Origin of the sequence: Pseudomonas sp. MPB03 (assembly GCF_046605385.1) — a bacterium.
Taxonomy (GTDB): Bacteria; Pseudomonadota; Gammaproteobacteria; order Pseudomonadales; family Pseudomonadaceae; genus Aquipseudomonas; species Aquipseudomonas zanjanensis.
On sequence record NZ_CP176770.1, the window covers coordinates 3,266,276 to 3,291,767 of the forward strand.

The following is a 25,492-nucleotide window of genomic DNA, read 5'->3' on the forward strand; positions in this document are numbered from 1 at the left end:
GATGAAGATTCGCTCACAAATCGGCATGGTCCTGAACCTGGACAAATGCATCGGCTGCCACACTTGCTCGATTACCTGCAAGAACGTCTGGACCAGCCGTGAAGGCATGGAATACGCCTGGTTCAACAACGTCGAATCCAAGCCGGGCATCGGCTATCCCAAGGAATGGGAGAACCAGGACAAGTGGAAGGGCGGCTGGGTGCGCAACGCCGACGGCTCGATCAACCCGCGCATCGGCGGCAAGTTCCGCGTGTTGGCAAACATCTTCGCCAACCCGGACCTGCCGAGCCTGGACGATTACTACGAACCGTTCGACTTCGACTACCAGCACCTGCACACCGCACCGCTGGGCGAGCACCAACCCACCGCGCGCCCACGCTCGGTGGTGTCCGGCAAACGCATGGAGAAGATCGAGTGGGGCCCGAACTGGGAGGAAATCCTCGGCACCGAGTTCGCCAAGCGGCGCAAGGACAAGAACTTCGACAAGATCCAGGCGGACATCTACGGCGAGTACGAAAACACCTTCATGATGTACCTGCCGCGCCTGTGTGAGCACTGCCTGAACCCGGCGTGTGCGGCATCGTGCCCGAGCGGTGCGATCTACAAGCGCGAGGAGGACGGCATCGTCCTCATCGACCAGGAGAAATGCCGCGGCTGGCGCATGTGCATCAGCGGCTGCCCGTACAAGAAGATCTACTTCAACTGGAAGAGCGGCAAGTCGGAAAAATGCATCTTCTGCTACCCGCGCATCGAAGCTGGGATGCCGACCGTTTGCGCCGAAACCTGCGTCGGCCGGATTCGCTACCTCGGTGTGCTGCTGTATGACGCCGACCGCATCAGCGAAGTGGCGAGCACCGCCAACGAGCAGGACCTGTACGAGAAGCAACTGGAGATCTTCCTCGACCCGAACGACCCGGCGGTGATTCGCCAGGCCCTGGCCGATGGCGTGCCGCAGTCGGTGATCGATTCGGCCCAACGTTCGCCGGTCTACAAAATGGCCGTGGACTGGAAACTCGCACTGCCGCTGCACCCGGAATACCGCACCTTGCCGATGGTCTGGTACGTGCCGCCACTGTCGCCGATCCAGAACGCGGCCGCCGCCGGCACCGTGGGCATGAACGGGGTGATCCCGGACGTCGACAGCCTGCGGATCCCGCTGCGCTACCTGGCCAACATGCTCACCGCTGGCGACGAGAAACCGGTCAAGCATGCGCTGAAACGCTTGCTGGCGATGCGCGCCTACAAACGGGCCGAGCAGGTCGACGGCGTGCAGGACCTGCAAGTGCTGGCTGACGTCGGCCTGAGCGTGAACCAGGTGGAAGAGATGTACCGCTACCTGGCCATCGCCAACTACGAAGACCGTTTCGTGGTGCCGAGTGCCCACCGCGAAGACGCCATGAGCGACGCGTTCGCCGAGCGCTCCGGTTGTGGTTTCAGCTTTGGCAGCGGTTGCAGCGGCAGCTCCGACACCAACATGTTCGGTGGCAAGAAAGCCAACCGCCGCGACGTGATCAAGACCGTACAGTTGTGGGAGGAGTGAGCATGCGCATTCTCAAGGTGATTTCGTTGCTGCTCGATTACCCGACCGAGACCCTGGTGGCCGGTCGCGACGAGCTGGAGCAGGCGATCGTGCAGGCGCGGGAAATCAGTCCCGCCCAGCGTGCCGGGTTGTTCGAGTTGCTGGAGCTGGTCTGCGGCCAGGACCTGATGGACGGCCAGGAGCACTACGGTGCGCTGTTCGGCCGCGGTCGTTCACTGTCGCTGCTGCTGTTCGAACACGTCCATGGCGAGTCCCGTGACCGGGGCCAGGCCATGGTCGACATGATGGCCCAGTACGAAGAAGCCGGGTTCGCCATCGGCGTCAAGGAACTGCCCGACTACATCCCGCTGTACCTGGAGTTTCTCTCCACCCGCGAAGACTTGGAGGCCCGCGAGGGCCTGGCCGATGTGGCGCACCTGCTGGCCTTGCTCGCGGCGCGCCTGGAGGAGCGTGAAAGCGCCTACGCCAGTTGCTTCCGGGCCTTGTTGCAGATCGCCGGGACAGAACCCCAGGCGGCGGTGGCCGAGATGCTCGAACAAGTGAAGGCCGAGCATCGGGATGACTCCCTCGAAGCCCTGGACAAGGTCTGGGAGGAAGAGGCCGTGGATTTCATGAAGGCCGAGCAGCAGGACCGTTGCAGTTCGATGCCAAGCGCGCCGGGCAAGGCGCGGGACGAAAGTGCAGTGCCGCTGCACTGGGTGGATTTTCAGCATGAAGGGCGGGCCGCAGCGCCCGCCGGGGAGGTGGGCAATGTCTAAATGGGATCTGTTGTTGTTCGGGGTCTACCCCTATGTCGCTTTGGCGATTTGCCTGCTCGGCAGTTGGGCACGCTTTGATCTGTCCCAGTACACCTGGAAGGCCGGTTCGAGCCAGATGCTGAACAAGCGCGGCATGCGCGTGGCCAGCAACCTGTTTCACATCGGTGTGCTGTTCGTGCTGGCCGGGCATTTCGTCGGCCTGCTGACACCTTCGGCGGTCTATCACCACTTCCTGAGCACCGAGAACAAGCAATTGCTGGCGATGGTTTCCGGCGGTTTCTTCGGTGTGCTCGGCCTGATCGGTTTGCTGATGCTGCTCAACCGGCGCCTGACCGACCCTCGGGTGCGCGCCACCTCCAATGTGTCGGACATCCTCGTGCTGGTGGTGCTGCTGGTGCAACTGGTGTTGGGGCTGATGACCATCGTCGCGTCCACTGCCCATATGGACGGCTCGGTGATGGTGATGCTGGCCGACTGGGCCCAGAACACCGTGCTGTTGCGCCCGGTTGAAGCCGCGACCTCGATCGCGCCGGTGGGCCTGGTCTACAAGCTCCACGTGGTGCTGGGCCTGACCCTGTTCGTGTTGTTCCCGTTCACCCGTCTGGTCCACATCGTCAGTGCGCCGGTCTGGTACCTGGGGCGTCGTTATCAAATCGTTCGGCAGAAGTTCTGAGGAGAAGATCATGGCGAGTGGATGCGGATGTGGCGGTGGTAGCGGGGGCGGTGGTTGCGGTTCCTCGGCAAAAGTGCCGCCGGTGGTGGATGTGGAGCCGGTTGGGGCGGTGCAGTTCGAGCCGGCCCAGGTGGGGCCGGTGGTGGAGGATGAAGCGCCACAGCTGATCGCCAGCAGTGAGCAGGAGTGGCCGATCATCAGCGTCAACGGGGTGTCGATCGCCCCGCAGGCGATGGCCCAGGAACTTCAATATCACCCGGCCGAAAGCCGTGAAGAGGCGGTCTACCAGTCCGCTCGGGCGCTGGTGATTCGCGAATTGCTCCAGCAGCGCATTGCTGAACTGGGTTTGGCGTTGCAGGTCGGTGCCGGTGAGAACGAAGAAGAAGCGGCGACGCGGCTGTTGCTGGAACGCGAGGTGCAGGTGCCGCAGTGCGACGAGGCCACCTGCCTGCGCTATTACGAAAGCAACCGCGCGCGTTTCCACAGCGCGCCGTTGCTGGCGGTGCGGCACATCCTGCTCGAATGCGCGCCGGACGATGCCGAGGCCCGCAGCCTGGCCCATGTCCAGGCCGAGCTGCTGCTGGAGCGGTTGGACCAGTTCCCGGGCAGCTTCGCCGAGCTGGCACTGAAGTATTCGGCGTGTCCGTCCAAGGAGCAGGGCGGCTCCTTGGGGCAGATCAGCAAGGGCCAGACCGTGCCGGAGCTGGAGCGCCAGTTGTTCACCCTGCCGGCGGGCCTGGCCAGCAAACCGCTGGAAAGCCGTTATGGCTGGCATGTGGTCAGCATCGACCAGCGCATCGATGGCCAACCATTGCCGTATGAGGCGGTGGCGACGGCGATTCGTACCCAGTTGCAGCAGGGCGTTTGGCAAAAGGCGCTGGTGCAGTACCTGCAAACCCTGATCGGTGCGGCGGACATTCGCGGCATTCACCTTCAGGGCGCCGACTCGCCGCTGGTGCAGTGAGCACGGGCTCAATCGGGAGATCTACATGAACGCGGTGTTGCAGGACGGGTTTGGGCGCCAGATCGATTATTTGCGGATGTCGGTGACCGATCGTTGTGATTTTCGTTGTGTGTATTGCATGGCGAAAAACATGACCTTCCTGCCGCGTCAGCAAGTGTTGACCCTGGAGGAATTGCAGCGCCTGGCGCGGCTGTTCGTCGGCCTGGGGGTAAAGAAAATCCGCCTGACCGGTGGCGAGCCGCTGATCCGTCCGGGCATTGTCGGGCTGTGTCGCGACATCGCGGCATTGCCCGGCCTGCGGGAACTGGTGATGACCAGCAACGGCTCGCAGCTGGGACGATTGGCCCAGCCCCTGGTGGACGCTGGGGTCAAGCGCATGAACATCAGCCTCGACAGCCTGGACGGTGAGCGCTTTCGGGCGATCACCCGTAACGGTGACCTGGACCGGGTGCTGGCCGGTATCGACGCGGCGAAGGTCGCCGGGTTCGAGCGGATCAAGCTCAACTGCGTGGTGATGAAGGGGCGCAACTTCGATGAAGTCCCGGCGTTGGTGCAGTACGCCATCGATCAACGCATCGACATCAGTCTCATCGAAGAAATGCCGTTGGGCGAGGTGGGCCGTTCCCGAGGCGAGTCGTTCTGTTCCAGCGATGAGGTGCGGGCCGAGATCGCCCGCCATCATCGCCTGCTCGACAGCGCCGAGAGCAGCGGTGGGCCGGCGCGCTATGTGCGCCTGGCGCATCATTCGCAGACCCGCATCGGTTTCATTTCGCCCAACACCCATAACTTCTGCGCCAGTTGCAATCGCGTGCGCATGACCGTCGAAGGGCGCTTGCTGCTGTGCCTCGGGCAAGAGGATTCCTTGGACCTGCGGGGCTTGCTGCGACGTTATCCGCTGGAGGATCAGCCGATCATTCAGTCGATCAAACAGGCACTCAAGGGCAAGCCCTTGCAGCATGACTTCAGCCCTGGCGGGGAAGTACAGATCGTGCGGTTCATGAATATGAGCGGTGGTTAGCAGAAGGGGGGCTGTTATGAATAGAAATCCCACAGTTACCCCGAAACTCCTGTGGGAGCGGGCTTGCTCGCGAAGGCGGTGGGTCAGCTTGCATGGATGTTGAATGTGCTGGCCTCTTCGCGAGCAAGCCCGCTCCCACAGGGGGATTTGCAGTCACTCCGAAACCAATGTGGGAGCGAGCTTGCTCGCGATGACGGCGGTCCAGCCAACATTGATGTCAACTGATCCACCGCTATCGCGAGCAAGCTCGCTCCCACAGGAGATTTTTGGTGCCCGTAAAATGACCTTTCAAGGCTGATGGCAGTCGCTCCCGATTCTTGATGCCGATCAATTGCAACTCTGCCTTTTGTCCGTACTCTCCACCGCATATTGTGTTTATAGATCTAAAAAAACCTATATGTAGTATTTGGAGACAAAATGCAGAGCACGTTGATCTCAGTAGGCTGTAACCGCTTGCACAAGCGCGATGGCAGTGTGGTCGCCTTTGATGCGGACAAGATCCGCCAGGCATTGATCGCCGCTGGCAAGGCCACCGGCGAATACGCCGAAGCCGAGGCCGAAGGCTTGCTTGAGGCGGTATTGGCGCGGTTGGAAGGGCAGACGCGGTTAAACGTCGAGCAGATCCAGGACCGGGTCGAACGTGTGCTGATGGACGCCGGGTACTTCCTGTCCATGCGCGCCTACATCGTCTACCGCGAGCAGCACGGACGCCTGCGTCGGGATCGCCGCACGCTGGTGGAAGTCGCCACGTCGATGAACGAATACCTGGATCGCGAAGACTGGCGCGTGCAGGCCAACGCCAACCAGGGGTATTCCCTCGGCGGGCTGATTCTCAACGTTTCGGGCAAGGTCACCGCCAACTACTGGCTCGACGAAGTCTACAGCCAGGCCATAGGCGAGGCGCACCGTGAGGCTGACCTGCATATCCATGACCTGGACATGCTCGCTGGCTACTGTGCCGGCTGGTCCTTGCGCACCCTGTTGCACGAAGGCCTCAACGGCGTGCCAGGGCGGGTCGAGGCTGGGCCGCCCAAGCACTTGAGCAGTGCCCTGGGCCAGATGGTGAATTTCCTCGGCACCCTGCAAAACGAATGGGCCGGCGCCCAGGCGTTCAGCTCGTTCGACACCTACCTGGCGCCCTATGTGCGCAAGGACCAGCTCAGCTACGACGAGGTCCGCCAGTCGTTGCAGGAGTTCATCTACAACCTCAACGTACCGTCGCGCTGGGGCACGCAAACCCCGTTCACCAACCTGACATTCGACTGGGTCTGTCCCCAGGACCTGCGTGAGCAGATCCCGATCATCGGCGGCGAAGAAATGCCGTTCGCCTACGGTGACCTGCAAGCGGAAATGGAGTTGATCAACCGCGCCTACATCGAAGTGATGCAGGCCGGCGATGCGAAAGGCCGGGTCTTCACTTTCCCGATTCCGACCTACAACATCACTCACGACTTCCCGTGGGACAGCGAGAACGCCGACCGGTTGTTCGAAATGACCGCCCGCTACGGCTTGCCGTATTTCCAGAACTTCCTCAACTCGGACATGCAACCCAACCAGGTGCGCTCGATGTGCTGCCGCCTGCAACTGGACGTGCGCGAGCTGCTCAAGCGCGGTGGCGGCTTGTTCGGCTCTGCGGAGCAGACCGGCTCCCTGGGCGTGGTGACGATCAACTGCGCGCGCCTGGGCTACCTGTACAAAGGCAACACCAGTGGTTTGCTGCAACGCATCGATACCCTGATGGAACTGGCGAAAGAGAGCCTGGAGGTCAAGCGCAAGGTCATCCAGCATCACATGGATGCTGGTTTGTATCCCTACACCAAGCGTTACCTCGGCACCTTGCGCAATCACTTTTCCACCATCGGCGTGAATGGCCTGCACGAAATGCTGCGCAATTTCACCGATGACCAGGAGGGCCTGCACACCGAACAGGGCCGGGCCTTCGCGCTGAAACTGCTGGATCACGTGCGGGCCACATTGCTGCGTTTCCAGGAGGAAACCGGTCACCTCTACAACCTCGAGGCCACGCCCGCCGAAGGCACCACGTACCGCTTCGCCAAGGAAGACCTCAAGCGTTACCCGGATATCTTGCAGGCCGGCAGCCCGGTTGCGCCGTACTACACCAACTCCTCGCAACTGCCGGTGGGCTTCACCGAGGATCCGTTCGAAGCCCTGGAGCTGCAAGACGAACTGCAATGCAAATACACCGGCGGCACCGTGTTGCACCTGTACATGGCCGAGCAGATTTCCTCCACCCAGGCCTGCAAGCAACTGGTGCGCAAGGCCCTGGGACGTTTCCGCCTGCCGTACCTGACCATCACGCCGACCTTTTCCATCTGCCCGGTGCACGGCTACCTGGCTGGCGAACACGAGTTCTGCCCGAAATGCGACGAGGCCTTGCTGCTGCAACAGCAGTTGGCAGGCAGCGTTCACTGATCCGATCCATCGACCGTTAGGAGCTTTATCCATGAGCGCAGTACAAACGATTCCACAGGCACAGCGTCAACGTTGCGAAGTCTGGACCCGAGTGATGGGTTATCACCGCCCGGTGGCGGCCTTCAACCCGGGCAAGCAGTCCGAGCACCGCGAGCGGGTGCACTTCACCGAACGCGCGGCCGGGCGTCCATGAGTCGAGTACTACGGGTCGGGGGCATGGTGCCCCTGACCACCCTCGATTACCCGGGCCAACTGGCCTGCGTGCTGTTTTGCCAGGGGTGTGCCTGGCGTTGTCGTTATTGCCATAACCCGCAACTGATCCCGCCCCGCGGTAGCGAGGAGGTGGATTGGTGCCGGGTGTTGGCGTTCCTGCAACGCCGCCAGGATCTGCTCGACGCCGTGGTGTTCAGCGGCGGCGAGCCAACTTTGCAGGACGGCCTGGGGCCGGCCATGGAAGAAGTGCGGCAGATGGGTTTTCGCATCGGCCTGCACAGCGCTGGCATCAAGCCGGCAGCCTTCGCCAAGGTGGTTGGGCAAGCCGATTGGGTGGGCTTCGACGTCAAGGCCTTGCCCGAAGATGCCCTGGACGTGACCCGGGTCGAAGGCAGCGGCGCCGCCAACTGGCGCAGTCTTGATCATTTGCTGGACAGCGGCGTGGATTATGAATGTCGCACGACCGTGCACTGGCATTTGTTCGACCCCGAACGGTTGCTGACCCTGGCCCGGCGCCTGAACGAGCGTGGCGTCAGCCGCTTTGCCGTGCAACTGGTGCGCACTGCCCGGATGCTTGATCCCCATCTTTCCAGCGTCTCGGCGCAGGCCTTGCAGCCTGAGCTGTGGGCGTCGATGCGCGAGCTGTTTCCTTCATTTGTGTTGCGCAGTTGAGTGGCGGATAGCGGTGGGTCAGTTTGCATAGTGTGCGACTGTGCCACCGTCTTCGCGAGCAAGCTCGCTCCCACAGGGATCTGTGGTGAATACAAATTCAACAATCACCCCGAAACCATTGTGGGAGCGGGCTTGCTCGCGAAGGCGGTTTGTCAGTCAATGTATATGTAGCTGACCCGACGCATTCGCGAGCAAGCCCCCACAGGGGAATTGTGGTGGGGATGGCTTTTGTGATCCCCCGCAATCCCTCGATCACCAGCCCCAGAATTGCAACCACCAGCCATACCCCACCCAGCTGCTGGCCAGCACCAGGCAGGCCATGGCGGGCACGCGTCGGATCGGCGATGCCACGCTCGCCTGCAGGCGCTTCCAGCCCAGCCATAGGCTCCAGGCGATCCCGGCCGTTAAAAGCGCGGCCCGGGCCGGCGGTACCCACTCCAGCAACAGGCCTTCATAGCGCAACAACTTGACCGTGGTCGCCGACAAACCGAGGAACAAGCCGGCACCGCCAAGGGGCGTCAGGGTGAGGGCCAGGGGCTGGTAGTTTGCCGTGTGGCCTGAGAGCCATGCGGCCAGGCGCATGAGAAACAGCAACGAAGTGCCCATCAGCAGCGCACTCAGGCCCAGGTACGCGACGATGCAAAAGCCATCGAGCCAACTGAAACTGTCATTGAGTTGCGGGTAGTGGGTCAGCAGCCACCAAGGCGCGTTGTCCTGGAGTGCCCAGAGCCAATCGTGATTCACCAGCCATTGGGCCAGGCTTTGCTTGAGGTCGATGAACCAAGGGCTGACGGTCCACTGGAACGCGCCCATGGCCAGGCCGATGACACCGAACAGCAGCAGGCGAGAATCCCAGGGCGAAAGTGTGTTGGCCGTCGCCTGGAGGATTTCCGCGTTGCTGGAGCGGGCAATCAGCCGTACCGCGCCGCGCTGGCCGCTGCAACGACCACAGGCGTGGCAATCGGCGGCGCCGCGCAGGCGACGGATGTCCAGCAGCGGTGCGCAGTTGGGGGGCGGGCGCCGGGGCGGCGGGTTGTCCAGCCAGCGTTGTTCATCCACCTGAAAGTGCACCGGCGCCAGGCGAGCGAGCAGGGCAAACACACCGCTGACCGGGCACAGGTAACGGCACCACACCCGCTTGCCCCGGGCGAACAACAGGCCGACGATCACCGCGGCGACGGTCGAGCCGCCGAGGATCAACAGCGCTGCCTGGGCATAGTCGTACACGCTGATCAACTGGCCGTAGACCGTGGTCAGGCAGAACGCCAAAGTCGGCCAGCCAGCCCAGCGCACCCCGCGCGGCACCCCGAGGCCCTTGCCGTACTGGCTGGCCCATTCGCTCAAAGCGCCTTCCGGGCACAACACGCCACACCAGAGGCGACCGAACAGCACGATCGACAGCAACACGAACGGCCACCAGATGCCCCAGAACAGGAACTGCGCCAGCAGCGTCAGGTTGTCCAACAGCCGCGCCTGACTAGTGGGCAATGGCAACATGGCCGGCACCACCAACAGCACCGCGTAGAACAGCACCACCGCCCATTGCATCGCACGAATTGCCGAGCCATGGCGACGCATGCCGTCGCCCAGGCGTTGGAGCCAGGGGTTCAGGTCGGGCATGGCAGGGTTTCCGCCTTGCGTGGTCGCAGCCAGCCGGCGACGACGCCCCAATAGCCCAGCCACACCAGCAACGTCATCGCACTCGGACTGGCCCGATACCCGGCGAAATCCGCCAGGAACCCACCCAAACCGTGGCCGTCGTCGAGGAGCGCACTGCTGTCCCACAGCGCGTCGCCAATGCCGCGATACACCGCCTCGGGCCAATCCATCGCCAGCAATTGCCCGCCGACCCGCTCGAAAGCGCTGACCAGCAGCGCCGCGCCCAACAGCAGCAGGATCGCTTCGCTGATGGCAAAAAAACGCGACCACGAGATGAACCGGCGACTGCTGTGCAGCAGGGAGACGGTCAGCAGCGACAACACCAGCCCGGCCAGTGCGCCTACGGCGAACAAGCCCAGTGGCGGCCCGTGCAGGCGCGCACCGGCGCCATACAGGAAGACCACGGTCTCACTGCCTTCGCGGCTGACGGCGAGCAAGGCCAGGACCAACAGGCCCAGGCCACCCTGGCGGCCCAGGCGCTGGTCGGCGTGGCGTGTCAGGTCATGCTTGAGCGTCCGTGCGTTTCGGTGCATCCAGCCGACCATCTGCACGATCAGCAAGCTGGCGACCAAGGCCAACGCCGCCTGGAACCATTCACTGTTGGTACCGCTCATGGCCTCGCCGGCGAGCAGGATCAGGCCGGCCAGCACGCCGGAAAGCAGCAAGCCCAACGCCGCGCCGGCCCAGACATAACGTCGCAGTTGGCTGGCCTGTTGCTGCTGGCTGACCCAGGCCTGGAGAATCCCGATCACCAACAATGCTTCGACGCTTTCGCGCCAGACAATAAACATCGATTGAGTCATGCAAACGCCTCCTGCTGGCCGATTACCGGGCGAGAATCCCGCCCTCGGGCAGTTGCGGATTGAATTCGTCAAAAAACGGGTAGTGCCCAGGACGCAGCGGATGAATGACCACGAACGTCGTAACGCCGGGCGAGAGCACTTTCTCGACGCGCAAGGGCGTGCTTTCGAACTCCGCCGGGCCCTGGCCGATATTTTTGAGCACGATCTTGAAGCGTTGCCCGGCCGGTACTTCCAACTGTGGCGGCGTGAAATGCCCGTCGCGGATGCTCAATTCATAAGTGGGCAGTTCGGCCTGGGCGATGGATGGCAGCAGCAGACCGGCCAACGTCAGCCGGGCCAGGCAGGACGGCCAGGATCGGCGGCTCATGTTCAGTACCCGCCTTTTTTACCGATACCGGCGTAGACGAATTCGTAGTGCAGTTCGCAGCGTTCGAACCACGGCGCCACGCCGGTTTCCTTGTCGGTATGACGACCGAGGGAGGCGTGGCCGCCCGGTGGCAGGACGGTGAAGGTCAATTGATATTTGCCAGGGCCGAGCAGCTTGACGTTGTCGCCGTAGTGCGGCCCGTCGTTGGCGACCATGGCGTGGAAGTCGCCCTTGAGCGCGGTGTCGATGCCTTGTTTCTTCAGTTGGAACGACACGTTCAGATAAGGCACGAAGCTGCCTTCCTGGAAGCCTTGCTGGTTGTCCGCAGTGGCGCGGATGTCGGCTTCCAGGTGCACGTCGGACTCGGCCGTGGCGCGCATCATCCCGGCGGGGGCCATTTCGATCGGCTGCAGGTACACCGCACCGACTTCCAGCCCCGGGCACAGTTGCGGTTCGCCGATGGGGTATTCCTTGGCCTGGGCCAATGGTGGCAGCAACAGCAGGGCGAGGGACAACGGAGCAAGGGTACGCATGATGACTTCCTGGTTGGCTAAAGGATGGCGCCGAGTCTAGGAAGCTTCGCTGCGAATAATAATGATTCTTGTCAATTTTCAGCGTGAATTCTTGAGCGGTGAACGTCAGTTCGTTCCCGTGCGGCTGTTCTTGATCAGGATCAAGGGCGGCAGTGGCCCGCCGGGGTAGGGTACGGGTACACCCATTGGTTATACGGGGGCCTCATGGCAAAGCCGTTTCCCATCAGTCCCAAGCATCCCGAGCGCATTTGCTGGGGGTGTGATCGTTACTGTCCGACCAGCGCGCTGGCCTGCGGCAACGGTGCCGATCGCACGATGCACCCGGCCGAGATGATCGGCGAGGACTGGTACCTGCATGGGGATTGGGGGCTGGAGTTGGTCGACGTTACCGCTAAGGTCATCGATCCAAGCGCCACTCACCTGAAGGAATAAGGTGAAGGAATAAGGGTAAACCTGTGGCGAGGGAGCTTGCTCCCGCTGGACTGCGCAGCAGTCCCAAAAAACTTGCGGTCGCTGCGCAACCGAGCGGGAGCAAGCTCCCTCGCCACAATGAACACCAACAGCCTTAAGAACTGTCCCGTGCAGGGCCGATCAGAGCTTCGGCAATTGCCCGATCCGCCCCATCATCTCGGTCACGATCTGCAAGTCCAACAGGAACTGCTCCACCGTCTTGAACTCGTTGTCGTTGTGCCCGGTGTACTTGACGTTGGGCATCGCCAGGCCGAATTGCACGCCGTTGGGCAGGTCATGGACCGAGGTGGCGCCGGCGGAAGTGCCGAATGTGTGTGCCATGCCCAGGTTCTCCGTGGCGACGGCCAGTAGCGCCTTGACCCATTCACCTTCGGGGTTTCGGTACATCGGTGCGTCGATGGTGTTGTCGAAGGCCACGGCGACCTGGGACGTCTTGGCCCAGGCGGAGAGCTTATCGTTGATTTCAGTCTTCAGCGTTTCGGTTGGCTTGCCCACCGGCACCCGCAGGTTGACCGCCAGCTTGAAGGTTTGCTCATCCATGCCGACGTAGGTCAGGGACGCGGTCAGCGGCCCCATGAACGCATCGGAAAAGCCAATCCCCAGCTTGTTGCCCAGGTAGTCCAGGCCCCAGTTGTCGGCGGCGTAGCGGGCGGCGTCGGTGATGTGGTTGTGCTTGAGGGCGACCTTGCCGTCGAGACCGTTGATGAACACCAGCATCCTGGCGACCGGGTTGACGCCTGACTCGGGCTCGGAGGAGTGGGCCGAAACGCCAGTGAAGGTCAGCTTGACCGCGTTGTCGGCCACTGCGCTTTTTACCTCAAAGTCGCCGCCATTGGCCTTGGCGAATTCGGTGCCGGCCTTGAGCAGGTTCGCTGCCAGATCTGTGGGCTTGTCGGTCACGAAGGTCGCCACCGAGGTCGACGGGATCTGGTTGGTCGCCATGCCCCCCGTCAACGCAATGATTTCGGCGCCCTTGCCCTGGGCCGCGCGGCGAGGGAAGTTGGCCATGACCGTGCCGTAGCCTTTCTCGGCGATCACCACGGGGTAGCCACCATCCAGCGCCAGGTTGTAGTTGGGCGTCGGGTTGCGTTCGAAATAATAGGGGATGGCGTCGCCGGTGGTTTCTTCGGTGGTGTCGACCAGCAGCTTGAAGTTGCGCGCCAGCGGCAGTTTTTCTTCCTTGATGATTTTCATGGCGTAGAGCGTCACGACGATACCGTTCTTGTCGTCCTCGGTACCGCGGCCATACATGCGGTCGCCCACCAGGGTGACCTTGAACGGATCGAGGCGTGTACCGTCTTTCAACACCCAGTTCTCCGGCGTGACCGGGACCACGTCGGCATGGGCGTGGATGCCAACGACTTCATCGCCGCTGCCTTCGAGGGAAATCTCATAGACGCGGTTGTCGATGTTGCGGAAGTCCAGGTTGAAGGATTCGGCGAGGCGCTTGATCTCGTCGGCGATCTTGAGGAATTCCGGGTTCTCGTGCTGGGCAACGCCGTCCTTGCGATAGGTCGGGATAGCGACCAATTCCTTCAGCGTCTCGGTGGCGGCTTCGCCGTATTTCACCCGGGCGTAAAGGCCCAGCAAACGGTGGATTTCGTTCTGTTGTTCAGCGGACAGCGTCTTGTTGTCTTGGAAGGCGCTGATGGCCGGGCCGAGGTTGGCGGTTTTGGCCAGGTCGCTCTTGGCGACCTCTCCCAGGAACTGCCTGAAATCCTTGACCGATGTTCCGGCGAAGGTCTTGACAATGGCTGAGCCCTGTTGGGCGGTGATGTTGGCGCTGGCCGACATCGCGAATGACGACAGGCTGGACAGTATGAGGGTGGCAATGGCAAGACGCTTGAACGGGAAGTTCATGGTGGCAGGCATTCCTTTGCAGGGGAGAAGTGTCGTTTGATGAAACAATCACTTACAACCTAACACCATGAGCGCGCGGCGGGGGAGCCCTCGAACAGGATTTGTCGCCCGGAAAAGCAAAAACGACGCAGAAATGAAACATCCATTCCAAGCACCCGATACTCTGTGTGGGAGCGGGCTTGCTCGCGAAGAGGCCAGCACATTCAACATCATCGTTGACTGTTATGCCGCCTTCGCGAGCAAGCCCGCTCCCACAGGGACCTGTGGTGGATGCATGTTTTGTGAACGCCCGAAACCCAATGTGGGCTTGCTATTGCTTAATGCGGTGCGCGCGGGATCGTCTTGAGCAGGTCTTCCGGGCTGATATGGCCTACCACGGGCTGCGCCGTGCTGCCGGGCAATGGCAGGTCGAGGATGTGGCCCTTGATCTTGCCAACCACGTGCATCTCGCAAGGTTTGCAGTCGAACTTCAGCGTCAGCACTTCATCGCCGTGGATCAGCTGCATCGGCGCGACCTTGGTGCGCACGCCGGTGACGCCCTTGGCCTGCTTGGGGCAGAGGTTGAACGAGAAGCGCAGGCAGTGCTTGGTGATCATCACCGGCACTTCACCGGTTTCCTCGTGGGCTTCGAAGGCCGCGTCGATCAGCTTGACCCCGTGGCGATGGTAGAAGTCCCGGGCCTTCTGGTTGTAGACGTTGGCCAGGAACGACAGGTGCGATTCCGGGTACACCGGAGGCGGGCTGGTCTCGGCCTTGCGGCCACCGCGTGGGTGGGCCTTGATGCGGGCGGCGGTCAGGGCTTCGATGGCTTCGCGGCGCAACGCCTTGAGCTGCGAGTTGGGGATGAAGAACGCCTGGGGCGCATCCAGCTCGATAGCGGTGGCGTGGTATTCGGTGGTGCCCAGTTGGCCGAGCAGGTCGTGCAGTTGCTCCAGGGCCTGTTCCGGCTTGTTCGCCAGGCCGAACGGCCCATCCAGGGAAACACTGGCGCTGATGCCTTCTTCGCTGGTGGCGGTCAGTTCCAGGCGTTCTTCACGCAGGCATGCCACCCAGGCCAGGCCGACCCGACGCTCGGAAGAGGTCTTGAGCAATGCTTGCTGCCAATTGTGGTCCAGGTTGCGGCTCAACGGGTGGTTGGGGCGCAACTGGTACATACCGGCCGGCATCTCGTTAGGCTCGACGCGGTAGCGGTAACGTTTCTGGCCGTCCTCTTCGAACTCACCCTTGGGCTCGGCGATGTTGGCGCGGAAACCGACGACTTCGCGCTTGACCAGCACGTTGAGGCCGTCGCCGTTGGACAGCGGATCGAAGGTCACCACTTGCAGGTCGCGCTTGCCGACTTTCTCCACCACGCCCACCGGCACGCCGGTAAAGGTTGGCGAGTCGAAGGCGCCAATGTCGATCTTGCGCTCGCTGACGAAATAGTCGGTGCTGCCACGGTGGAAGGTCTTGTCCGGGTCGGGAACGAAGAAGTGTGCGGTGCGGCCGCTGGACGCGCGGGCCAGGTCCGGGCGGTCTTCAAGGACATCGTCCAGGCGCTGGCGGTAATAGGCGGTGATGTTCTTCACATAGCCCATGTCCTTGTAGCGCCCTTCGATCTTGAACGAACGCACGCCGGCTTCCACCAGGGCGCGGATGTTGGCGCTCTGGTTGTTGTCTTTCATCGACAGCAGGTGTTTTTCATAGGCGACCACCCGGCCCTGGTCGTCCTTCAAGGTGTAGGGCAGGCGACAGGCCTGGGAGCAGTCGCCACGGTTGGCGCTGCGGCCGTTCTGGGCGTGGGAGATGTTGCACTGGCCGGAAAAGGCCACGCACAGCGCGCCGTGGATGAAGAACTCGATGGCCGCATCGGTCTCGTCGGCGATGGCGCGGATTTCCTGCAGGTTCAGCTCACGGGCCAGGACCAGTTGCGAGAAACCGGCCTGGTCGAGGAACTTGGCCCGGGCCAGGGTGCGGATGTCGGTCTGGGTGCTGGCGTGCAGCTCGATGGGCGGGATATCCAGCTCCATCACCCCCAGGTCCTGGACGATCAACGCGTCTACGCCGGCATCGTACAACTGGTGGATCAGCTGGCGGGCCGGCTCCAGCTCGTTGTCGTGCAGGATGGTGTTGATGGTCGTGAACACACGGGCGTGGTAGCGGTGGGCGAATTCCACCAGCCGGGCGATATCGCCCACCTCGTTGCAGGCGTTGTGACGCGCGCCGAAACTCGGGCCACCGATGTACACGGCGTCGGCGCCATGCAGGATGGCCTCGCGGGCGATGGTCACGTCGCGGGCGGGGCTGAGCAATTCCAGATGATGTTTGGGCAAGGACATTTGTTTTTAGTCAGGCTGGTCACGGTCGAAGCGCGCATTGTAGCCGCCAGGCGCCTCGCCGGCACCTGTGGACTTGGGTTTGCACGATTCTGACCGATGCGCGGCGCGCTCGCGGCGTTCACCCCGACGTTGCGCCAGCGCTGCACCAACGGTTTCGCCCGGTGTTTTTCGCCAGGTACAAGAAGGCGTCCGCGGCCTTGATCAGCACCGCCGGGGTTGCATCCTCGTCGCTCGGCTGGCTGGTGGTGATGCCGGCGCTGATGGTCACGATGCCCAGGGGATGATCGCCATGTTCAATGTTCAAGGCCCTGACGGCTTCGAGGATTTGCTGCGCGACCCTGGCCGCCCCGGCACTGTCGGTGTTGGGCAACAACACGGTGAACTCCTCACCGCCGTAGCGCACCGCGAGGTCGCCCGGCCGCTTGATGGTCTGCCCGATCGCGCCCGCAATCGCCCGCAGGCAATCGTCACCGGCGGCATGGCCGTACCGGTCGTTGAAACGCTTGAAGTAATCCACATCGAGCATGATCAGGGCCAGGGATGAGCCCTGGCGCCTGGCCAGGCGCAGCTCATCGGCCAGGGTGATGTCCAGCCGCCGGCGGTTGCCCAGCCCGGTCAGGCTGTCGGTCAGCGCCATGTCGCGCATGGCCTGGTGGGCGCTGCGAATCTGCTTTTCCATGGTCATGCGGTAGCGCAGTTGGCTCAACACGATGAGCCCGAAGCCCACCAGTATCGCGATCAGGAAAATCAACACCAGGCCGGTCTTGAGCAGGTCCCGGCGCCAGGGCGCGATGATCGACTCGCGGGACAAGCCGGTTTCCACCACCAGCGGATACGTGGTCAAGGCCCGGTAGCCATACAGGCGCTCGGTATCGTCGACGACGGCCCTGGCTTCGGCAACCCCTTGGTTGGAGGTGGGTAAATGCTCCCTGAAGATCACGCTGTTGACGAGGCTCTTGCCAATCACCGAGGCGACGAAGGGACGTCGGACCAGGATCGTTCCGCTGCGCTTGGCCAGGACCAGCGCGCCTTTGCCATCGATTTTGAAGTCGCCGTAGTAGTCGACGAAATAGCTGACCTTCACGGTCCCCAGCATTACGCCGGCAAACGAGCCATCGGGGTTGTTCAGGCGGCGGGAAATGGGAATGATCAGGTCGTGGGTGGAACGGCTCTGGACCACGTCACCGATGCGCACGCCTCGATCTTCATGGGTGCGGTGGTATTGGAAGTAGTCGCGGTCGGCGTTGTTCGCCATTTCCGGAATGACTTCCTTGTCCGTCACCAGCCATTGGCCGTCCGGGCCGTATATGAATAGCCCGTGCAACTGCGGCATGATCGCGGCCTGTTGCACCAAGAGCTTATGGATGCGCGGGACGTCCATGTTCTGCAGGCCATCGCCCTCCACCCGTTCGGCGAGGGCGGCGGTAACCACATCCACTTGTCGAATGGTGTCTTCGGCGTGCTGGGCCGTCGCCCGTGCCAGGTTCGTCACCGAGTCCCGGGCAGACGCAAACGCGGCACGGTAATCGCGCCAGGTTCGCCAGCCTTCGACGGCCAGGAAGGCGATGACCACCACCAGCATGAAACTCACGGTCAGCCGAAATGCAGCTCCGGCCCGCACAGCCTGCTGGGAGAAGGCTTCATCCGGGCTTTCGATCTTGGGCTCTGGCTGCTTGCGTCCGAGCATTCACATATCCTTTCCACGACGGGTCTGCGCCTTTCCAGGCGTAGCCTATCCTATTCGATTTCAGCACGTTAGCTAACTGCGACGAGGCAGGTATAACCGGCGACACACGATTGAGGAGAAAGGTTTCGTGAAAATTGGTGTGATTTCGGATACCCACGGCCTGCTGCGCCCTGAAGCGCTTGCGGCGCTGCAAGGCTGTGAGCGGATCATTCATGCGGGTGATATCGGCAGCCCGGAAATCCTTGATGCCTTGGCTTCCATTGGCGAGCTGCAGGTGGTGCGTGGGAACAACGATCTGGACGCCGAATGGGCAGGGTACCTTGCCGATTGCCTGCAATTCGACCTGATGGGATGGCAGGCCCTATTGGTCCATGACATCGCGGACGTGCCGGCGCCACTCGACCCAGGCGTGCGGCTGGTGATCACCGGCCACTCCCATAAGCCGCTGATCGAGTGGCGTGGCGAGCGGCTCTATCTCAACCCAGGCAGCGCCGGCCGGCGACGGTTCAAGTTGCCGGTGACGCTGGCGCTGCTGGAGGTGAGCGAGCAGGCGATCGAGCCGCGGATCGTGCCATTGCTCCCGTGACGATCTACCTGAAATACTTGTCCACGTAGGCCTGGATTTCCTTGCGCATGAAACGCCCGGAGTCGTCCGCCCGTTCTTCCCAGCCGAACACGCATGCGGTGACGATGCCGTCGAAGCCAGTCTTGGCCAGTTCGCTGAAGAACAGGTCCCAGTCGATCTCGCCCTGGTGCATGTCCATGTGTTGGTGGACGGTGACCTTGGCGCCCGGGGGATTGACGATGTAGCGCAGGCCGGACGAGGCCTTGTGGTTGTAGGTGTCGGCGATGTGGACATGGGCGATCATCGACCCGGCCTCGGCGATCATGGCCTGCATGTCGTCGCCGAAGTAGAAGGTGTGCGGCGTGCAGTACAGGAACTTGACGTTATCCGAGCCGATAGTCTTGAGCATGTCGAGGGCCGGGTGCAGGGTCTCGCACCAATCCTCCGGGTGAGGCTCGACGTTCAGCGTGACCCCCTCGCTTTCCAGGATCGGCACCAGTTCCTCCATCGAGCGCCACCACGCCGCTTCGCTCGACTCGTGGCTGTGCACGCCACCGCAGCAACTGACGGTATGCCCACGATCAGGCGAAGGCCCACGGCCAAACTCCGAGTTCATCGTCGTGCAGCCCATGTCCACGGCGACCTGGATCGCCTCCTTCCAGTAGTTCACCGCTGCCCGGCGTTCGTCTTCATGGGGGCTGGCCCAGCGGTACATCGGCAGCAGCGAGGCCAGTTGCAGGTCGTGGTCGCGCAGGGCTTTCTTGAACTCGGCGATGCGCTCCTTATGGGCGCGGGGGCGTACCCACCAGGGCAGGAAGTCCTCCCGTGGCGACAGCTCCAGGTACTCGAAGCCGAGCTCGGCGGTCTTGCGGCACAGGTCCGGCAGGCTCAGGTGGCGATGCATGTAGGGGTCGAGGGCGATTTTCATGGTTGTTCTCCATTGAGGAATACTCATTGCCCGTGGCGAGGGAGCTTGCTCCCGCTGGGGCGCGAAGCGGCCCCCTTTTGGGACTGCTGCGCAGTCCAGCGGGAGCAAGCTCCCTCGCCACAGGGGTATTGCGTTGACTGAATTACCGGGATCAATACGCGACCCAGGCGGCATCGTTGTCAGCGGACTCCACGCAGCGCTCGACCCAGCGCACACCTTCCACACCCGCATCGATGTCGGGGTAGCGCAGGGCGGCCAGCGTTTGGCTGTCGCCACGGTCGGCTGCATCCATGGCCAGGGCGAAGCGGCGATAGAGGTTGGACCAGGCTTCGAACAGCCCTTCAGGATGGCCGCCACCGATGCGGTCGTCTTGCAGCGCGTCGGCGTGCAGGTAGCCCATGCCGCGCTCCAGGATCTGCGCGGGTTGGCCCTGGATCTCGACGCTCAGTTGGTTGGGCCGCTCGTCCCACCATTCCAGGCTGGCACGGGCGCCGATCACGCGGATCTTCTGCCCGTGCATCGAACCGGCATTCACCGCGCTGGACCAGACCATGCCCATGGCGCCGCCTTCGTATTCCATCAAGGTGTAGGCGTTGTCTTCCAACGGCGCGCGGCTGGCGACGAAGCTTTGCCGGCTGCACATCAAGCGTTTGATCTTCAGATCAGGCAGCATCACCTTGGACAAATACAACGGGTGCGTGCCGACGTCTCCCAATACGTAGCTGGGCCCGGCCTGGCGCGGGTCGACGCGCCACTGGGTCGCCTGGTTCCGGGCCTCCACCGGCGCGCTGTGAAAACCATGGGCGAACTGCATGTGCACCATGCGGATCTCGCCCAGTTCCTGGGCCGCGATCATCGCCCGGGCCTGTTCGATCAACTGGTGCCCCGCGTAGCCGTAGGTCAAGCCAACGATGCGCCCCTTGACGTGCGCCAGGCTGCGCAGGGTCTCGGCCTGTTCGAGGGTAAAGCACAGCGGTTTCTCGCAGACCACATGCAGCCCGGCTTCCAGGGCGGCGCGGGTAATGGCGTAGTGGGTGCCGTTGGGCGTGGCGATCGACACCGCTTCAATCCCATCGGGACGTTGCGCCTCCAGCTCGAACAGACTCAGGTAATCCGGATAGCAGCGCTCGGGGTCGATGCCCAGTTGTTGGCCAAAGACTTGGCCCCGGGTGGGGTCGATATCCAACGCCGCGGCGACCAATTCGAAGTTCCGGTCGCGCAGGGCGGCCGAGCGATGGATGTAGCCGATCTGGCTGTGTTCGCCGCCACCGACCATGGCCCAGCGGATGGGGCGCGTGAGGGTTTTGCTGCCGTTGATCATGTCGTTGTCCTTGTGTGATCAGAAACCAATGCCGGCCAGGTAGGCGCGACTGGCGGCCACGTCGTCGAGGCTGCTCCCCGCATTGCGTGGGTCGCGCTCCTGTTCGACGGTGATGCAGCCGACGTAGCCGAGTTCATGCACGAGGTCGTACAGCGCCGGGTAGTCGATGACACCGCGCCCGATAGGGCACATCACGCTCCGGGCGCAGGCCGCGAAAAAATGGAGGTGTTCATTCAGCACCTGATCGAACACCACCGGATCGATGTCCTTGAAATGCAGGTAATCCAGGCGATGGGCGTAGGTGCGCAGCGACGCAACCGGGTCCATGCCGGCGTAGTACAGATGCCCGGTGTCCAGGCACAGCCCGGCGACTTCATGGGGAATATCTTCCACCAGGCGCGCCAACTCGTCGGCGAACTCGATGTATCCACCCGCGTGGGGGTGGATGACGGCGCGAATGCCGTATTGATGCCAGGCGATGTCGGCGATGGCGCGGATGTGCGCCATCATTGCGTTCCAGCGTGCATCGTCCAGGCGCGGGGCGCGGTCCGAATGACCGGCTGCGTAGTCGCGCACTTCGTGGCCCCAGTCGATGATCACCAGATAGGGCCCGGCATGGCGCTGGCCGGCTTGCTGTTCCATGGGCGGCAGCTGTTTGAGCAGCGTGCAGATTTCATGGGTCTGGCGCAGCAGTTCGGGCAGGTTGGCGGGGCTGACGAGGTCGTCGAAGATCGTCCCGGCGACCACCTGCAGACCCTGTTCGGACAGGGCCGGACTGATGGTATCGGGGTCTAGCGGCAGGTAACCGTACGGCCCCAGCTCGATCCCGCGATAGCCGGCCTCGGCCGCTTCCCCAAGCACCCGCCGCCACGGAGGCAGGAAAGGGTTCTTGACGTCGTCGACGCCCCAGCAGCAGGGCGCGGTGCAGATATGGATCGTCATGGGGCACTCCGGCTGTGTTTGTTTTTATGTGCTTGGCCTGATGCTATTGAGTTGGCGGAAAGGGGGCCATGGGGCGATGGCTTAATCTGTCAAAACCCCTCATGATACCGAATGGAGGTGTCAAAACATGTCAGAAGAACGCCGCCGTAAACTGCGCCCCACCATGGCCGATGTCGCCCGGGAGGCGGGGGTCAGCCTGTCCACCGTCGACCGGGTGCTGAACCTTCGCGCCGATGTGCGTGCCGATACCGCCCAACGCATCGCCGCGGCTGCTGCGCGGTTGGGGTTCCATGCCAAGGGCGTGATCGAACAACGGGTGCTCAACGACCGCCCGACCTTGCGGCTTGGCTTCTTGTTGCAGAAAAGTGGCGTGCCTTTTTACCAGGGGCTCGCCCATGCGCTATCGAATGCCGCCGCGACCTGCACGCGAGCACGGATCCGCGTGGTCATTGGTTATCTGGACGATCTCGACCCGGTCATCGTCGCGCAACGCATCCTGGCCCTGCGCGATCAGGTGGATGGCCTGGGCGTGGTGGCAGTGGACCATCCACGGGTTCGGGAGGCGGTTGCGCAATTGCGCGAGACGGGCGTTTCGGTGGTGGCGTTGCTGTCGGAGCTGTCCAGCGCCAGCGGCACGGGGTACGTCGGGTTGGACAATCGACTCACCGGTCGCACGGCAGGCTGGTTCATCAGCCGCCTGGCGGATCGACCTGGCGCTGCGGCTGTCATGCTCAGCAGTCAGCGTTTCCAGTGCCAGGAACTCTGTGAACTGAGCTTTCGCAGTTACCTGGCCGAGCACTCCAACGAATGGGAGTTGCTCGCTTCGCGCCTGACCCTGGAGGACGATGAGTTCGCGTATGGCAATACGCTGGACTTGCTCACGGCCGAGCCCGACCTGGCCGGGCTGTATGTGGCTGGTGGCGGCATCGCCGGGGTGTTGCGGGCCTTGCGCAGTCTCCAGGAGCAGCAGCTTCGCCTGCCGGTGGTGGTGTGCCACGACCTGACGCCGTTGACACGCGAGGCGTTGAAGACGGGGTTGGTTCAGGCGGTGTTGTCTCATCCCGTCGGGGCAATGGCCGAACAGGCGGTCGAAGCACTGGTCGAGGCGGCGACAGCCACGCCACCAGGCTCGGCGCCGAGACGGGTGGTGCCGCTTCAGATTGATGTGTCGGAAAGTACTTGAGCGCCCGCTGCATTCTGAGCCACCGCTATCTCAACATCATCGTTGACTGACATTCCGCTTTCGCGAGCAGGCTCGCTCCCACAGGGGATTGGTGGTGAATGTAAATTCTGCGGTCAACCGGAGCTCTTGTGGGAGCGAGCTTGCTCGCGAAGGCAATATCAGATTCAACATCATCCTTGACTGACAATCCGCTTTCGCGAGCAAGCTCGCTCCCACAGGGGATTGGTGGTGAATGCAGGTCTTGCGGTCAACCGGAGATCTTGTGGGAGCGAGCCTGCTCGCGAAGGCAATATCAGATTCAACATCATCCTCGACTGACAATCCGCTATCGCGAGCAGGCTCGCTCCCACAGGGGATTGGTGGTGAATGCAGATATAGCGGTCAACCGGAGATCTTGTGGGAGCGAGCCTGCTCGCGAAGGCAATTCCAAATTCAACATCATCGTTGACTGACATCCCGCTTTCGCGAGCAAGCTCCCATAGGTCTCGGGCATTACGCCTCTTGGCTTGCTTGAGCCCCGGCCAAAGTCGGATAGTCCGTATACCCACGCTCGTCGCCCTGATAGAACGTCGAGGCGTCAGGGGTGTTCAGCGCCTGGCCCTGTTTGAACCGTTCCACCAGGTCCGGGTTCGCCAGGAACGGCGTGCCGAACGCCACCAGGTCCGCTTCGCCACGGCTGATGGCCGTGGCGGCGCGTTCGGCGCTGTAGCCGCCATTGGCAATGTACGTCCCGCCGAAGCGACGCTTGAGTTCCAGGAAGTCGAACGGGCCTTCGCCCAGTTCCACGATGTGCAGGTAAGCCAGGCCATAGCGGCTGAGCATCCTGGCCGTGTAGTCAAATGTTGCTTGCGGGTTGCTGTCGCTCATCGAGAAGTAGCTGAAGATCGGCGACAGGCGCACGCCGACACGGCTGGCGCCGAAGACCTCGATCACCGACTCGACCACTTCCTTGAGGAAACGGGCGCGATGCTCGATCGAACCACCGTAGGCATCAGTGCGTTGGTTGGTGCCGTCACGCAGGAACTGATCGATCAAATAGCCATTGGCGCCGTGGATCTCCACGCCGTCGAAACCGGCGACCTTCGCGTTGACGGCCGCCTGGCGGAAGTCGGCGACCACGCCGGGGATTTCATCGAGTGCCAGCGCCCGTGGCAGTTCGTAGGGCTTGAGACCTTCGGGGGTATAGATCTCGCCATCGGCCTTGATCGCCGAAGGGGCGACGGGTTGGGCGCCGTTGACTTGCACCAAAGGATGGGAAAGACGACCCACATGCCAGAGCTGCAAAAAAATCTGCCCACCCTCGCCATGGACCGCATCGGTCACCTGTTTCCAGCCGGTGACTTGCTCAGGAGTAAAAATCCCCGGCGTTCTCAGGTAACCCTTGCCCTGGGCCGACACCTGGGAGCCTTCGCTGATGATCAGGCCGGCGCTGGCCCGTTGGCTGTAGTACTCGGCCATCAAGGGTGTGGCGGCATCGCCCGCGCCTGCGCGGCTGCGGGTCATCGGCGCCATGACCATGCGGTTTTTCAGGGACAGCTTGCCGACTTGAGTACGGGACAACAGAAGATCGAGACCGGTGTCAGTCATGATTCACCTCTAAGGGATCGGGTATGAATGAGGGATTGAGTCGAGGGTCGGTCAGGCCAACCGACCCTCTTGTTGCAAAAGGGCGCCGATGCGCTGGATTTCTTTCTCGCCTTTTTCCAGGGCGGCCTCGCTGGTGTGCACCGAGTAGTAGCCCATCACCAGGTCATGGGGATGCTTGACCGCCGAACCGAGCACGAAGGAGGTCGCGCCCCGGGCAACGATGTCGATGGCCGTGCCGGATTCTTCGAACACCAGCATTTCCCCGGCATTGACGTTGCCGTTGGCGCTGAGGCTGCCACTGTTGACCGCCAGCCAGGCGACGGTGTGCCCGGCCGGCGGCGTGTAGCGCCAGTGCTCGTTGTCCTGCAACTGCACGGCGAGGTAATTCATGCCCGCCGGGGAGGCGACGCTGCTGCGGGCTGCGCCGTATTCGCCAAGCAACACCAGCGCCGGACCTTCACGGGGGATCTCGGAGGGGGCCAGGTAGACGCTGCGGGATGGGGCATTTTCTTCTGCCGCCGGCAGCGCAACCCAGAGCTGGAAACCTTGGATCGGCGAACCCGCAACCGGTCGAGCGGTGTGCCATACGCCGTTGCCGGCTTGCATCCACTCCATGCCGCCGCTGGGCAGGGTGCCGGACTGGCCGGTGGTGTCTTCGTAGATCACTTGGCCTTCGATCAGGTAGGTCAGCGTGGCGATCCCGGAATGCGGGTGCATGCCGAAACCTCTTTGCAGGGCATCGGCGTTGAAGGCGAAGTGATCGAGAAACACGAATGGCTTGCAGAGTTGGCCCAGGTCGCCGGGGCTCATGAGCCGGTTGATTGGCCCATGACTGCTGCCAGCAGTGCGATGGACGATGGCGCGGGGTGGCGCTGCGACGATGCTGTTCATGGGTCTTGCCTCCGAATCATGGGCGTTGGGCCTCGATGGGCGAAGAATAAGGGCCTGCCAATGGTTTGATTAGTCGATACAATCGGATTGAACTCATCCATAAATC

Annotated in this window: 23 protein-coding genes; 11 read left to right on the forward strand and 12 right to left on the reverse strand. The window is 62.6% G+C overall.

Features of this window, described 5'->3' with window-relative positions; genetic code table 11:
• Position 1 precedes the first annotated feature (1 nt).
• The 8 genes from narH to ACLH0I_RS14470 all read left to right on the forward strand — a co-directional run bounded on the left by narH (position 2) and on the right by ACLH0I_RS14470 (position 8,271).
• Positions 2-1,540 (forward strand): nitrate reductase subunit beta, encoded by a 1,539-nt coding sequence (gene narH / locus ACLH0I_RS14435; RefSeq protein ID WP_045155823.1) that lies wholly within the window; start codon positions 2-4, stop codon positions 1,538-1,540.
• Between the two features lie 2 nt (positions 1,541-1,542).
• Positions 1,543-2,298, forward strand: a complete 756-nt coding sequence (narJ, locus tag ACLH0I_RS14440; RefSeq protein WP_186705786.1) for a nitrate reductase molybdenum cofactor assembly chaperone — start codon at positions 1,543-1,545, stop codon at positions 2,296-2,298.
• Positions 2,291-2,971: a respiratory nitrate reductase subunit gamma gene (narI, locus tag ACLH0I_RS14445; RefSeq protein ID WP_186705787.1), complete on the forward strand. Its 681-nt coding sequence runs from the start codon at positions 2,291-2,293 to the stop codon at positions 2,969-2,971. Before narJ ends, narI begins: the two co-directional genes overlap by 8 nt.
• A gap of 10 nt (positions 2,972-2,981) precedes the next feature.
• Positions 2,982-3,935 carry a peptidylprolyl isomerase gene (locus ACLH0I_RS14450; protein WP_411384532.1) on the forward strand — a complete coding sequence of 318 codons (954 nt, stop codon included), beginning with the start codon at positions 2,982-2,984 and terminating at the stop codon, positions 3,933-3,935.
• A gap of 25 nt (positions 3,936-3,960) precedes the next feature.
• The gene (gene moaA / locus ACLH0I_RS14455) at positions 3,961-4,953 is read left to right on the forward strand and encodes a GTP 3',8-cyclase MoaA (protein WP_411384533.1); all 993 of its coding nucleotides are present in this window, start codon (positions 3,961-3,963) and stop codon (positions 4,951-4,953) included.
• Positions 4,954-5,370: 417 nt separating this feature from the next.
• Entirely contained in the window at positions 5,371-7,386 is a 2,016-nt protein-coding gene (locus ACLH0I_RS14460; protein ID WP_411384534.1) for a ribonucleoside triphosphate reductase, read from the forward strand.
• Between the two features lie 31 nt (positions 7,387-7,417).
• Positions 7,418-7,579: an anaerobic ribonucleoside-triphosphate reductase gene (gene nrdD / locus ACLH0I_RS14465; protein WP_030137643.1), complete on the forward strand. Its 162-nt coding sequence runs from the start codon at positions 7,418-7,420 to the stop codon at positions 7,577-7,579.
• Positions 7,576-8,271: an anaerobic ribonucleoside-triphosphate reductase activating protein gene (locus ACLH0I_RS14470; RefSeq protein ID WP_250965389.1), complete on the forward strand. Its 696-nt coding sequence runs from the start codon at positions 7,576-7,578 to the stop codon at positions 8,269-8,271. The genes nrdD and ACLH0I_RS14470 overlap by 4 nt, the downstream gene beginning before the upstream one ends.
• A gap of 252 nt (positions 8,272-8,523) precedes the next feature.
• Here ACLH0I_RS14470 and ACLH0I_RS14475 read toward each other — a convergent pair whose 3' ends face one another.
• From ACLH0I_RS14475 to ACLH0I_RS14490, 4 genes are read right to left on the reverse strand one after another with little or no spacing between them, the layout of a single operon-like run.
• Positions 8,524-9,891, reverse strand: a complete 1,368-nt coding sequence (locus tag ACLH0I_RS14475; protein ID WP_411384535.1) for a 4Fe-4S binding protein — start codon at positions 9,889-9,891, stop codon at positions 8,524-8,526.
• The gene (locus tag ACLH0I_RS14480; protein WP_411384536.1) at positions 9,879-10,733 is read right to left on the reverse strand and encodes an FTR1 family protein; all 855 of its coding nucleotides are present in this window, start codon (positions 10,731-10,733) and stop codon (positions 9,879-9,881) included. The genes ACLH0I_RS14475 and ACLH0I_RS14480 overlap by 13 nt, the downstream gene beginning before the upstream one ends.
• 22 nt (positions 10,734-10,755) lie before the next feature.
• Complete coding sequence (locus tag ACLH0I_RS14485) at positions 10,756-11,100, reverse strand: cupredoxin domain-containing protein (protein ID WP_250965392.1); 345 nt, start codon at positions 11,098-11,100, stop codon at positions 10,756-10,758.
• 2 nt (positions 11,101-11,102) lie between these two features.
• On the reverse strand, positions 11,103-11,633 hold the full coding sequence (locus ACLH0I_RS14490) for an iron transporter (protein ID WP_411384537.1): 531 nt from the start codon (positions 11,631-11,633) through the stop codon (positions 11,103-11,105).
• 204 nt (positions 11,634-11,837) lie between these two features.
• Here ACLH0I_RS14490 and ACLH0I_RS14495 point away from each other — a divergent pair, with 204 nt between their 5' ends.
• Positions 11,838-12,065 (forward strand): DUF3079 domain-containing protein, encoded by a 228-nt coding sequence (locus tag ACLH0I_RS14495; protein WP_186705795.1) that lies wholly within the window; start codon positions 11,838-11,840, stop codon positions 12,063-12,065.
• 159 nt (positions 12,066-12,224) lie between these two features.
• On the opposite strand, the gene ACLH0I_RS14500 is transcribed toward ACLH0I_RS14495, so the two are convergent.
• The 3 genes from ACLH0I_RS14500 to ACLH0I_RS14510 form a co-directional block, all read right to left on the reverse strand.
• Complete coding sequence (locus ACLH0I_RS14500) at positions 12,225-13,964, reverse strand: dipeptidase (protein ID WP_411384538.1); 1,740 nt, start codon at positions 13,962-13,964, stop codon at positions 12,225-12,227.
• Positions 13,965-14,281: 317 nt separating this feature from the next.
• Complete coding sequence (locus ACLH0I_RS14505; protein WP_411384539.1) at positions 14,282-16,282, reverse strand: peptidase U32 family protein; 2,001 nt, start codon at positions 16,280-16,282, stop codon at positions 14,282-14,284.
• Between the two features lie 118 nt (positions 16,283-16,400).
• On the reverse strand, positions 16,401-17,969 hold the full coding sequence (locus tag ACLH0I_RS14510) for a diguanylate cyclase (protein WP_411384540.1): 1,569 nt from the start codon (positions 17,967-17,969) through the stop codon (positions 16,401-16,403).
• 127 nt (positions 17,970-18,096) lie between these two features.
• On the opposite strand from ACLH0I_RS14510, the gene ACLH0I_RS14515 reads away from it, so the two are divergent.
• Entirely contained in the window at positions 18,097-18,555 is a 459-nt protein-coding gene (locus tag ACLH0I_RS14515) for a metallophosphoesterase family protein (protein ID WP_250964165.1), read from the forward strand.
• Positions 18,556-18,559: 4 nt separating this feature from the next.
• Here ACLH0I_RS14515 and ACLH0I_RS14520 read toward each other — a convergent pair whose 3' ends face one another.
• The 3 genes from ACLH0I_RS14520 to ACLH0I_RS14530 all read right to left on the reverse strand — a co-directional run bounded on the left by ACLH0I_RS14520 (position 18,560) and on the right by ACLH0I_RS14530 (position 21,725).
• The gene (locus ACLH0I_RS14520; RefSeq protein ID WP_411384541.1) at positions 18,560-19,462 is read right to left on the reverse strand and encodes a sugar phosphate isomerase/epimerase family protein; all 903 of its coding nucleotides are present in this window, start codon (positions 19,460-19,462) and stop codon (positions 18,560-18,562) included.
• 151 nt (positions 19,463-19,613) lie between these two features.
• Positions 19,614-20,783, reverse strand: coding sequence for a Gfo/Idh/MocA family protein (locus tag ACLH0I_RS14525; protein WP_411384542.1), 1,170 nt, complete (start codon positions 20,781-20,783; stop codon positions 19,614-19,616).
• Positions 20,784-20,801: 18 nt separating this feature from the next.
• On the reverse strand, positions 20,802-21,725 hold the full coding sequence (locus tag ACLH0I_RS14530; protein WP_250964162.1) for a TIM barrel protein: 924 nt from the start codon (positions 21,723-21,725) through the stop codon (positions 20,802-20,804).
• Positions 21,726-21,852: 127 nt separating this feature from the next.
• On the opposite strand from ACLH0I_RS14530, the gene ACLH0I_RS14535 reads away from it, so the two are divergent.
• The gene (locus ACLH0I_RS14535; RefSeq protein WP_411384543.1) at positions 21,853-22,908 is read left to right on the forward strand and encodes a LacI family DNA-binding transcriptional regulator; all 1,056 of its coding nucleotides are present in this window, start codon (positions 21,853-21,855) and stop codon (positions 22,906-22,908) included.
• 492 nt (positions 22,909-23,400) lie between these two features.
• Here ACLH0I_RS14535 and ACLH0I_RS14540 read toward each other — a convergent pair whose 3' ends face one another.
• Entirely contained in the window at positions 23,401-24,495 is a 1,095-nt protein-coding gene (locus tag ACLH0I_RS14540) for an alkene reductase (protein WP_411384544.1), read from the reverse strand.
• A 51-nt stretch (positions 24,496-24,546) separates the two neighbouring features.
• Positions 24,547-25,386, reverse strand: a complete 840-nt coding sequence (locus ACLH0I_RS14545; RefSeq protein ID WP_411384545.1) for a pirin family protein — start codon at positions 25,384-25,386, stop codon at positions 24,547-24,549.
• Positions 25,387-25,492: the final 106 nt, after the last annotated feature.